This is a genomic window from Aeromonas sp. 159 (assembly GCF_963862045.1).
GTDB classification, from domain to species: Bacteria; Pseudomonadota; Gammaproteobacteria; order Enterobacterales; family Aeromonadaceae; genus Aeromonas; species Aeromonas veronii.
The window spans coordinates 1-10553 of sequence record NZ_CAWLMI010000055.1 but is presented as its reverse complement, the minus strand read 5'-3'; the positions used below and the strand labels follow the sequence as shown (position 1 = coordinate 10553).

Here is a 10553-nt window from a genome sequence, read left to right as displayed (position 1 = left end):
TTTTTGCTATGGGCGGTTTTGTCCATAAGAACCACAGATTTGCACAGCAGAGCCCAGTCGTGAGACTGGGCTCTGCTGTTTTTAGCGTGTTAAGCAGCCAGTGTTAGCATTTATCTAGAGGAAGAGAACTAAGACCCTGTTATCTCCTCCATTTTCTATCTATATCAAGCCCTTATCTGATGGATTACTGGCCATTTTAACTGGTTTACTTTTGGCCAAACTCTGTTCATGGTGCGCGATTAGGGTTGTATCTCGTTTATAACTCGGTAGAGTAAGGGCATCTTGAGTTTGCCTGTCCCGCGCCGAGTTTGCCGGGTTCCAGGTGTAACTTGGCCAGTTTTTATCAACCTTAAGTCAGTGGTATCGATATGGAACAAGTAAACAAGTCCACCTTCAGCGATGTACTGGAATATGTGCGTATGTCCCGTCGCCAGAACAAACTCAAGCGTGAAATTGCGGATAACGAGAAGAAGATCCGTGACAACCAGAAGCGCGTGCTGCTGCTCGACAACCTGAGCGACTACATCAAGCCGGGTATGAGCATTGATGATGTGCAGGCGATCATCGCCAACATGCGTGCCGACTATGAAGAGCGCGTGGATGACCACATCATCAAGAACGCCGAGCTCTCCAAAGAGCGTAAAGAGCTGAGCACCAAACTGAAGGGCATGAGCTCTCACAAATAAGCGTTGCGCTTTCGCTTAAGAGACACCGGCCACTGGCCGGTGTTTTGTTATCAGCTCGGATCTCTGCCACTCCTGCAACAATCGGCTCCCCTTTTTAGAATTGCCCTGTTACCATCACCACAAAGCGGTCAATAGTTTCAAGCCATTGACTTGAAAAGACTAAGCTTGAGTGAAACACAATAAATTGCGCAACCATGGTGGAGCTGATATGGGCGCATCAGAACAGACGGATTTGACACAAGTGGCATCTCAAGATTCATCTGTCCAGACCTCGGACGGGAACCCAAAGCGCAAGCGTCGTCCCTGGTGGCGTTGGCTGTTCTGTTTTCTCTTTTTATTGTGCCTGGGGGCGGTGATCGCTCTGGTTGGCTATGAGATGAAAACCTCGAAGCTGCAATCTCAGGAGATCTCCCGCTATGCTGCCAATCTCACCTATCAGGTCGAGCCTGGCCAGAGCAAGCAGATCGCTTTCCCTGAGGATGGCCCTTTCGACAAGCGGCTCGGCTATGTGCAACTGCCGATGATGCAGGAGCGTTTGCTTCAGCGGGGCTATGAAGTCAGCAAGCAGGTGCATTTCTCCGACGCGCTCTATGACTACGCCAGTCGAGGCTTCTTCGTGCCCTATACCGAGAAGGTGCAGGCTGGCCTGACGTTGCACGATTGCCGCGCCGAGCCCTTCTATCAATTCAAGTATCCGACCCATCACTATCCGGATTTTGACTCCATTCCGCCGCTCGTCATCCAGTCGCTGCTGTTTATCGAGAACCGCGATCTGCTGAGCAACGAAGAGCCGTTGGCCAACCCGGCGGTCGACTGGCCCCGTTTTGCCAAGGCGGCGCTCTCCCAGGTGGGCAAGGCGCTCGATATGCAGGATCAATCTGCCGGTGGCAGTACCCTGGCGACCCAGGTGGAGAAGTATCGCCACTCGCCGGATGGCCTGACCCTGTCGCCGACCGAGAAGATCCGTCAGATGGCCTCTGCCAGCGTGCGGGCCTATCGTCTCGGGCCGGAAACCCTCGAAGCGCGCAAACTGGTCGCCTGGGCCTATCTCAACTCGGTGCCGCTCTCGGCTGCGCCGGGATATGGTGAGGTGCATGGTTTGGGAGATGGTCTCTGGGTCTGGTTTGGTGCCAACGTCGATGACGTGAACCGTCTGCTGGATCCCGCCCGCAACCAGAATGCGCCGCTGGCCGAACAGGGACTTGCCCTGCGTCAGGTTGTCTCGCTGATGATTGCGCACCGCCGTCCCTCTTACTATCTGGCTCAAGGGCGAGAGGCATTGGCTACCCTGACCGACAGCTACCTGCGCCTGTTTGTGCAGGAGGGGATGATCACGCCATCTCTGATGGAGGCGGCGCTCAAGGCCAAGATTACGTTCCGTGACTTCCTGCAGTCCCCGGCTATCACCCGGGTGAACAATAACAAGGGGTTGCAAGTTGCCCGTACTCGCCTGAGCCGCCAGCTCGGGGTGCAGCTCTATGACCTCGATCGGATGGACCTGACGGCCGATACCAGCCTCAACATGCCGCTGCAGAACGAAATCTCCCGTTATCTGCAACAGCTGGCCGACCCGACGTTTGCCGCCCAGGTAGGGCTGTTTGGTGAGCGCCTGCTCTCGCCTGAGAAGACGGGCGATGTGCGCTACAGCTTCACCCTGTTCGAGAAGTCGCCGGAAGGGTTCAAGGTGCGGGTGCAGACCGACAACACTGATCAGCCGTTCGATATTAACGAAGGCTCCAAGCTGGAGTTGGGCTCAACCGCCAAGCTTCGGGTGCTGACTACCTATCTGGAGATCGTGGCCGAGCTGCACGACAACTATGCCGGGATGCCGGTTGAGAATCTGCGTAAATTGGCTGCCGTCTCTCAGGACAACCTCAGCCGCTGGGCCATCTCCTATCTGATGACGGCTCAGGACAAGAGCCTGCCTGTAATGCTGGAAGCGGCGCTGGATCGCAAATACTCCGCCAGCCCCAACGAAGGGTTCTTTACCGGTGGCGGCATGCACACCTTCAACAACTTCCGCCGCGAGGATAACAATCGTATTCCGACGTTGCGTGACTCTCTGCGTGAGTCGATTAACTTGCCCTTTGTGCGGCTGATGCGCGATATCGTGCGCTACAGCCTCTACAAGGAGGGCAACCGTGCCCAGTTGCTGAAGGATGACAAGGATCCCCGCCGTCAGGAGTATCTGGCCAAATTTGCCGACAAAGAGGGCCAGACCTATCTGCTGCGCTTCTGGCGCAAATATCGCGGCAAGACCCCCGAGGAGCAACTCGATACCTTCCTCGACGGTCTCAAGCCGAGTGCGGTACGTCTGGCGGCGGTTCACCGCTACCTGATGCCGGAAGCCAGTGAAGCTGCTTTTGCTGCCTTCCTGGCGGAGCGGTTGCCGAGAGAGAAGCTGAGCGCCAAGCGGGTTAATCAGCTCTACGTCAGCTATGGCCCGGGCAAGTATTCACTGCCGGATCAGGGCTACATCGCCCGGGTTCACCCGCTGGAGCTGTGGTTGCTGGCCTATCTCAAGGAGTTCGACAAGGCCACCTTTGCCGACGCGGTGGCGGCCAGTCGTGACGAGCGGCAGGAGGTCTACAGCTGGCTGTTCAAGACTCGCCATCGCAGTGCCCGTGACAGCCGGATCCGCACCATGCTGGAGGTTGAAGCCTTCCTCGATATCCATCAGCGCTGGGCCAAGCTCGGTTATCCGTTCGACCATCTGGTGCCTTCACTGGCGACTGCCTTGGGCAGCTCCGGCGATCGTCCGGCTGCACTGGCCGAGCTGATGGGGATTATCCAGAATGGCGGTGTCCGCTCGCCAACCCTGCGTATCGAGCACCTCTCGTTCGCCAAGGGGACGCCCTTCGAGACCGAGTTTGAGCCGCAGCACACCGAGGGTACCCGGGTGATGCCAGCAGAGGTGGCGGCCGCCCTGCGCAGTGCGCTCTCCAAGGTGGTTGAAGGGGGCACGGCAAGACGTATCGCCGGTGCCTTTACCCTGCCGGATGGCACTGTGCTGCAGATGGGGGGCAAGACCGGAACCGGGGATAACCGGATTGAAACCGTGGGTCGTTATGGCAACGTGACCAGCTCACTGGCGCGCAACCGCACCGCGACCTTCGTTTTCTATCTGGGTGAGGATCACTTCGGTACCCTGACCGCCTATGTACCGGGTAGCCAGTCTGACAAGTTCCGTTTCACCTCGGCGCTGCCGGTGCAGGTGCTCAAGGGGATGGCTCCCCTGCTGACGCCTTACCTGCAACCGGGCTCCCATACCCAGTGTCTGGCGAACCAGTGATGCGAGCGAATTAACGCTCATCACGCAGATAACTAACCAGAAAAAACGGGGAGGCTGACAGCCTCCCCGTTTTTATATCCTCATCGGACGCAGCAGCGCTCGATTACGATCAGGCGTTCAGTACGAACTGCTCGATCACCTGAGCTACGCCATCTTCATCGTTGCGGGCAGTGGTGTGCTGGGCGAGCGCCTTGATCTCGTCGGTGGCATTGCCCATCGCAACCCCGAGGCCTGCGTATTCGATCATGTGGCGATCGTTGCCCGCATCCCCGACGCAGATCACCTGAGCGGCGGTCAGGCCCAGGTGCTCGGCCAGTGCGGCCACGCCGGTTCCCTTGTTGCTCTGCTTGTTCATGAACTCGAGGAAGAAGGGGGCGCTCTGTACCACGGTATAGCGCTCATAGAGCTCTGCAGGCAGTCGCTCGATGGCGCGGGAGAGCTGGGGCGGCTCGTCGATCATCATTACCTTCATGATCTGCTCGTCGGCAGGCAGGGTAGCGAAGTCGATCAGATTGATCGGCATGCCGATCAGGTGGGATTCGTGTTCGGTATAGGTGCTGACACGGGGACTGATCAGGCCACGGGTGACTGAGAAACCATGGACGTTCACTTCCAGCTCATCAGCCAGTTTGGCGACGGCGCTGGCGTCACTGCCGGTCAGCAGCTGACTGCGGATGATGCGCTGATCGGCCACCTGTTGCACCAGGGCGCCGTTGTAGCAGATGACGTAGTCATGCTCTGTGGTGAGGCCGAGCTCTTCCAGATAGCGGCTCATCCCTTCCAGCGGGCGGCCGGAGGCCAGCACAACGGTTACCCCTTTGGCGCGCGCGGCGCTGATGGCGGCGTGGGTGCGGGGAGTAATCTGGCCCTGCGGGTTGAGCAGGGTGCCATCCATATCCAATGCGATCAGCTTGTACATCTCTCACTACCTGAGTCTGGGTGGCCCGCCCGGTGGGGCCAAGGAAGTGGCGAGTGTAGCGAAAATCGGCGGCGGGATCACGGCCGGTTCAGCGATGGGGGCGTGCCGGTTGAGCTATTTGTGTCCCTCGTAAGGAGTCATCTCCAGGGTTTCATCATGGATGGTCAGGCGGGTAGGGCCTCGGGTGATGGTAACCTTGCGTTTGAAGCTGGCCATCTCGACCTCGATGCCGGAGTAGAGGTGCTGGGTGGCAATGACCTCCATCTGAGCCATCAAGTTTCGCAGCTCCTCCTGGTTGGCGGTGAGCTGCTCATCGAGCTGGGTCAGTTCGGCCAGCTGATGGTCCCGGATCGGTTTGAGCTTGCGCAGGGTATCCGGATTGCGCTTGTCGCCGGGCAGTTGCAGCAACTTCATGACCAGCTCCTTGATTTTCTCCAGCTGTGCCTGACACGCCTGCTGGCGCAGCTTGAGCTGGTGTTCCTGCTCCTTGTGGGTGAAGTAGCCGCCAAGGATCTGCAGCCGGGTATGGTTGGCGGCCTCGGCCCCCAGGCTGGGAGCCATGATCAGGCGATTGGCAATGCTGGTCCCCCCCAGCAGAGTGCCTTTGCGCATGTTACTGTCACCTACCTTGATATCTTGTCCGCTGCGGGAGTAACAGTGGCTGAGCTGGCTCTGGATCTGGATATCCCCCCCCGCTTCCAGCTGGGCATACTGGGCGTAGCTGGCGTGGATTTCCCCTTGTGCATTGAGTTGGCAAAGGTACTCCCCCTGCTCGTTGCGGCGGCCAATGATGCCGTGGCGTACCGTGATGCTGCCCCCCGCCTCGATCCAGCCTCCTTCGATAAAGCCGCCAATCACGATGTCACCGCTGACCCGGATCTTCATACCCGGGTTGACGTCGCCGCTGACGATTAAGCCCCCTTCAAAATCAATATGGCCGTGGCGGGCATCCACCTGTTTGACGCTGAGCACCTCGTCCACCTTCATGCCCGCTTTCTCCTGACAGGGCAGGCCAGCCCGACCGGCAATCAGCAGGTCGGGATCGTCGGGGGAGATGAAGGTGCCCTCGCCAGCGCTCATCGGACTGTCTTTGCCATCCTTGGCGGGCAGGTCCTGACCGGTCACGGTAAAACCGGGTACCCCGACGGTGGCCGGATGACGGCGCATCAGCGGAGCGCCTGCCTTGACGGTGACGATGGAGCCGAGATCCCGCAGGTCGACCTTGCCATGACCCAGCTCCTGCGGTTTGAGGATCCGTTCGGCCGGGGTCTCCACCAGCCGCTCATAGCGAGTGTCCTGACCATTGACGGCAGGCTGGCCGTTGGCAATCACCAGCTTGAGCTGACTGCCGGGGGCGGCTTCCTTGGCTGACTGGATGGCTGCGGTGAGCAGTTGCTCACTCACCCCCTGTTTGATTTCGCTGATGGCGATCGCCTCTTGCAGCTGTTCCAGCGTCACATACTTGCCACCCCAGTCGGCAGTGATCTGGGCGATGGCGCTCATGCGATCCTTCTCCACTATTACGGCGAGTCGGGCATCCTGACGCTTGCCGACAGGGATGGGGTTGGCGGGGACGGGGGCGGCAGGGTTGGTGAGCAGGGTATTAAGCAGGCTGATAGCCTGTTTGATCCCCTCGGGCAGCGGCTGATAGCGGCGACAGTTGGAAGCGAGCAGCAGAGCCTGCACATCCTGTTCCGTGACAGGTTTGGTGAGACCGGCGGCAATCCGCAGGCAGACCAGTTCCATATCGCTTGATAGCAGCAACCACTCTTTGCTTAACACCGCATCTCCTTGCTGGATGAGAACGGAACGATCGGCTCGCTCCTCTACTGTCATTTAATCTCTCAATGATTAATAAAGCGAGTCGCCATCCCTGAGAGTGGGCAGTATTCAGATATTTCCTCTGAATGGTCAATGAATTGAAGTCAAATCGGTGATGGCGGCCGGATAAATATGGGTGCTGTTTGGCAATGGCGTGAAAAGGCGGATCGCAGCGCCAGCAACATAGGGTCGCTGGCAGGGGCGGTGGTTATCAGCTGCGCTGGGCTGTTCTGGCCAAGGTGAGGTAATCGCCGAGCACCGGCTCACCCAGCATATGGCGGCGCAGCATGTCGAGGGCGGCAAAGGCGAGGATCTTGCGGCGGCTCTCCGGGTCGGGGTGGCGGACCTTGACCGTCTGACCGATGTGCATGCCATCGGCGCTGAGCAGCAGTGGCACCCCCTCTGGCCCTTTTCGCCCTATGGTCAGTTGCAGGCCCGCATCGGTTGTCGGCAGTTGCGCCAGCTCATCGGCCAGTTGCGTGCTGAAGTTGGCCTCCAGCCGGGGATGGCCGTGACAAAGCGCCAGCAGAGCGCCGCCACTCTCTCCCTCCAGCAGAGCCAGCGGTTTGCCTTGCAGCAGCGCGAGGATCTGCTGCGCCGGTTCCGTATCTCCGCTGCCAACCAGCCAGGGGCGGATCGTATCCAGCAGTCGGCGCTCGGCACTCTCCATATCAGCGGCACTGGCGCCGTGGCCGATCAGTTTCAGCTCGATGAGGGGCATGGAGGAGCGGTAACCCAGCTCAATACCAGCTGGCCAGGGGTAGGCATCCAGCATATCGCTGAGTGCCGACTCCGAGACGCCGAAGGTGTAAAAGCGACGTAGCTCGGTATCGATCTGTGCCCCGGCCAGCTGTTTGAGGCGCGGCAGAATTTGCTCGCGCACCATCTGTTTGAACTCGAACGGCACGCCCGGGGTGAAGAAGAGCTGGCTCTGGCCACTTCGCACCACAAAGCCGCAGGCGGTGCCAACCGGGTTGTCGAGGATTTCGCACCCCTGTGGCAGCCATGCCTGTTTGGCATTGCTTTGTGCCATGGGGCGGCCACGGCTGGCGTAGCGGGCCGTGATGGTAGCAAGCCAGTCGGGGAAGAGGGTGAGCGGCTGGTCAAAGGCCTCGGCGGCGGCCTGAGCGGTGAGATCGTCGGCAGTGGGCCCGAGCCCGCCACACACCAGCACCACCTCGGTGCGGCTGGCACTCTCTTGCAGCACCGTTTTCAGGTCGGCGAGGTTGTCACCCACCGTCAGGCGACGGCGCACCTGCCACCCCTGTTCCAGCAGCAGAGCGCTGAGCCAGGCCGCGTTGGTATCCACCACCAGACCCGTCACTATTTCGTCTCCGGTACTGATGATCTCGATACGCATGGCGGGCTCCTTGGATTAAACGGGTGGCAATGGTTGGCCTCGGGCCAACACAATCAGGCTTTGTTGTGCTCGAAGTAGTAGCTGATCCGGGTACGCGGATTGAGGTACTCGAACACGGCGGGTGGCAGCCGTTTGGGGTGGATCACCTTGGCGATGGAGAGTTCGGCCTGCTGCAGATCGATAATGGCCGCTTCCTGACGGGGGATGCGCGGATCGTAGACCAGCACCGAGGGGTAGAGCAGGCGGGAAGCGTTGACCGACATCACCAGCCCCACCTGACCGTTGGAGAGTTGCACCACGCTACCGGGGGGATAGATCCCCATCAACCGGATCAGCATGCTGAGGTACTCCGGATTGAACTGCGCCTTGCGCTGCTTGTAGAGGCCGCTCAGGGCCGAGTAGGGCACCTTGGCCTGCATGTGGCAGAGGTTATCGTACTCGTTGATCAGCGACACCATCTGGGTCAGCGGATCGAGCTGGCCAGCCTTGAGCCCTTCCGGCCCGCTGCCATCGAGATATTCGTGGTGATGGAGCACGATCCCCTTCGCCTCGGCTGGGAAATCCTTGGCCAGATTGAGCAGATCCAGCCCGTAGCGCGGGTGCTGGGCCATCAGGTTCTGTTCCGGCTTGGTCAGCGGCTCGGTCTTGCGCAGGATCTGGCTCGGGATCTTCAATTTACCAATGTCGTGGAATAGAGCCCCCATGCCGACCTGACGGATCTCGTCGGCCGTCATGCAGCACTCCTTGGCCAGCAGCATGCTGAGCACGCTCACATTGAGGGAGTGGAAGTAGAGGTTGTTGCCATCCTCGCTGTCGGAGACCAGATGGAGCACCATCTCGTCCACCGAGAGCAGCTGTTCTGTCATTGCATTGACCAGCTCCTGCGCCTCGCCGATGGCATTGAGGGGGCGGGACTGGATCTTGCTCATCACGCTGCGCACCTGCGCCAGCGACTGCTGGAACTGTTTCTCGCACTGCTGCAGGTTGCGGCGATAGAGTTGCAACTGCTCGATGCGGCGATCCTTCTCCTGCTGCATCTGGGCCTGGCGCTGGGCGGCGTCTGCGCTCTCTTGTTGCTGAGGCTGTACCTGATTGAGAGGCTTGGGCGGAACGTCGCTCTTGTCGGGAATGATGGTGACCAGTTTCAGGCCGAGACGGCGGATCAGCTCGATCTCTTCTTCACTTTTGATTTTGAAGCTGGAAAACAGGAACGGGTGTTCGCGCCACCCCAGTGGCAGGGATACATAGTTGCCGACTTGCAGTCGATCTACGGAAATCTTGATACCGGTCATTATCTTGGAAGCAGGAGACACACTGAGCCGTATGCTAGTCAAAGGCGGGGGTGAATACAAAAGGTATCTGATGACAGGGCAGGAGCTTTATTATAGGCTTCTGGATGTCCAGACATATTTACTGATGCAGTACAGGGAGTAAGCATGCCGATCAAGATCCCGGATCAGTTACCCGCCGCCGAAGTGCTGGGGCAGGAGAACATCTTCGTGATGACGGAATCCCGGGCCGTCACCCAGAACATCCGCCCGCTGCGGGTGCTCATCCTCAACCTGATGCCAAAAAAGATTGAGACCGAGATCCAGCTGATGCGGATGCTCTCCAACTCGCCGCTGCAGGTGGATGTGGATCTGCTGCGCATCGATGACAGGGAGTCAAAGAACACGCCGCAGGCCCATCTGGAGAACTTCTATCACGACTTCGAGCAGGTGCGTGGCAACAACTACGACGGCATGATCATCACAGGGGCGCCGCTCGGGCTGGTGGAGTTCGAGGAGGTGGTCTACTGGCCGCGCATCGTCGAGATCATCGAGTGGTCCCATCAGCATGTCACCTCCACCCTGTTCCTCTGCTGGGCGGTGCAGGCGGCGCTGAAAGCCTTGTATGGTATGGAGAAGCAGACCCACGGCGAGAAGCTCTCCGGGGTTTACCGCCACCATCGCCTCGATGAGCACGAGCCGTTGCTGCGCGGTTTCGATGACGAGTTTGTCGCGCCCCACTCCCGCTATGCGGCGTTTGATGGCGATCTGATCCGTGCCCAGACCGACTTGCAGATTTTTGCCGAGTCAGAAGAGGCGGGGGTCTATCTGGCGGCGACCAAGGATTGTCGTCAGGTGTTTGTCACCGGGCACCCGGAGTACGATGCCCTGACGCTGGACGGGGAGTATCAGCGGGATCTGGCGGCGGGGCTCGACCCGGCCATTCCGGTCAACTACTACCCGAATAACGATCCGGGCAAGACCCCGCGCGCCAGCTGGCGCAGCCACGGTCATCTGCTGTTTGCCAACTGGCTCAACTACTACGTTTATCAGCTCACCAGCTATCGGGTGGAAGATATCGGCAAGGTCTTTACCTACGACCAGGGAGGCAAGTAGTCAGTCGCCCTGCGCCAGCCGCTCGGCCAGCTGGTCGAGCCATTGGCGGTGGCAGGCCAGGGTAAACGCCTTGGGTCTGTGGGCCTTGATG

At 59.4% G+C, this 10553-nt stretch carries 7 protein-coding genes and 1 pseudogene; 3 read left to right on the top strand and 5 right to left on the bottom strand.

Annotation, left to right across the window (positions count from 1 at the left end; genetic code table 11):
* The first annotated feature begins 368 nt into the window (after nt 1-368).
* Both tmaR and AACR14_RS11110 read left to right on the top strand, forming a co-directional pair.
* Nucleotides 369-686, top strand: a complete 318-nt coding sequence (tmaR, locus tag AACR14_RS11115; protein WP_005336024.1) for a PTS system regulator TmaR — start codon at nt 369-371, stop codon at nt 684-686.
* A 208-nt stretch (nt 687-894) separates the two neighbouring features.
* Nucleotides 895-3978, top strand: a complete 3084-nt coding sequence (locus AACR14_RS11110) for a transglycosylase domain-containing protein (protein ID WP_019446231.1) — start codon at nt 895-897, stop codon at nt 3976-3978.
* Between the two features lie 109 nt (nt 3979-4087).
* On the opposite strand, the gene yidA is transcribed toward AACR14_RS11110, so the two are convergent.
* The 4 genes from yidA to AACR14_RS11090 form a co-directional block, all read right to left on the bottom strand.
* Nucleotides 4088-4897, bottom strand: coding sequence for a sugar-phosphatase (yidA, locus tag AACR14_RS11105; protein ID WP_019446230.1), 810 nt, complete (start codon nt 4895-4897; stop codon nt 4088-4090).
* 114 nt (nt 4898-5011) lie between these two features.
* Nucleotides 5012-6679 (bottom strand): DUF342 domain-containing protein, encoded by a 1668-nt coding sequence (locus AACR14_RS11100; protein ID WP_019446229.1) that lies wholly within the window; start codon nt 6677-6679, stop codon nt 5012-5014.
* A gap of 250 nt (nt 6680-6929) precedes the next feature.
* The gene (locus AACR14_RS11095) at nt 6930-8078 is read right to left on the bottom strand and encodes a competence/damage-inducible protein A (protein ID WP_019446228.1); all 1149 of its coding nucleotides are present in this window, start codon (nt 8076-8078) and stop codon (nt 6930-6932) included.
* A gap of 53 nt (nt 8079-8131) precedes the next feature.
* The gene (locus AACR14_RS11090) at nt 8132-9370 is read right to left on the bottom strand and encodes an HD-GYP domain-containing protein (protein WP_019446227.1); all 1239 of its coding nucleotides are present in this window, start codon (nt 9368-9370) and stop codon (nt 8132-8134) included.
* 144 nt (nt 9371-9514) lie between these two features.
* On the opposite strand from AACR14_RS11090, the gene metA reads away from it, so the two are divergent.
* Complete coding sequence (gene metA, locus AACR14_RS11085; RefSeq protein WP_019446225.1) at nt 9515-10462, top strand: homoserine O-acetyltransferase MetA; 948 nt, start codon at nt 9515-9517, stop codon at nt 10460-10462.
* On the opposite strand, the pseudogene AACR14_RS11080 reads toward metA, so the two are convergent.
* Nucleotides 10463-10553, bottom strand: a pseudogene (locus AACR14_RS11080) (protein tyrosine phosphatase); the annotation flags it as partial.

What these genes read in the sequence shown, in the direction of transcription:
- tmaR (WP_005336024.1), top strand. Translation starts at nt 369, where the DNA reads ATGGAACAAGTAAACAAGTCCACCTTCAGCGATGTACTGGAATATGTG.
- AACR14_RS11110 (WP_019446231.1), top strand. Translation starts at nt 895, where the DNA reads ATGGGCGCATCAGAACAGACGGATTTGACACAAGTGGCATCTCAAGAT.
- yidA (WP_019446230.1), bottom strand. Translation starts at nt 4,897, where the DNA reads ATGTACAAGCTGATCGCATTGGATATGGATGGCACCCTGCTCAACCCG.
- AACR14_RS11095 (WP_019446228.1), bottom strand. Translation starts at nt 8,078, where the DNA reads ATGCGTATCGAGATCATCAGTACCGGAGACGAAATAGTGACGGGTCTG.
- AACR14_RS11090 (WP_019446227.1), bottom strand. Translation starts at nt 9,370, where the DNA reads ATGACCGGTATCAAGATTTCCGTAGATCGACTGCAAGTCGGCAACTAT.
- metA (WP_019446225.1), top strand. Translation starts at nt 9,515, where the DNA reads ATGCCGATCAAGATCCCGGATCAGTTACCCGCCGCCGAAGTGCTGGGG.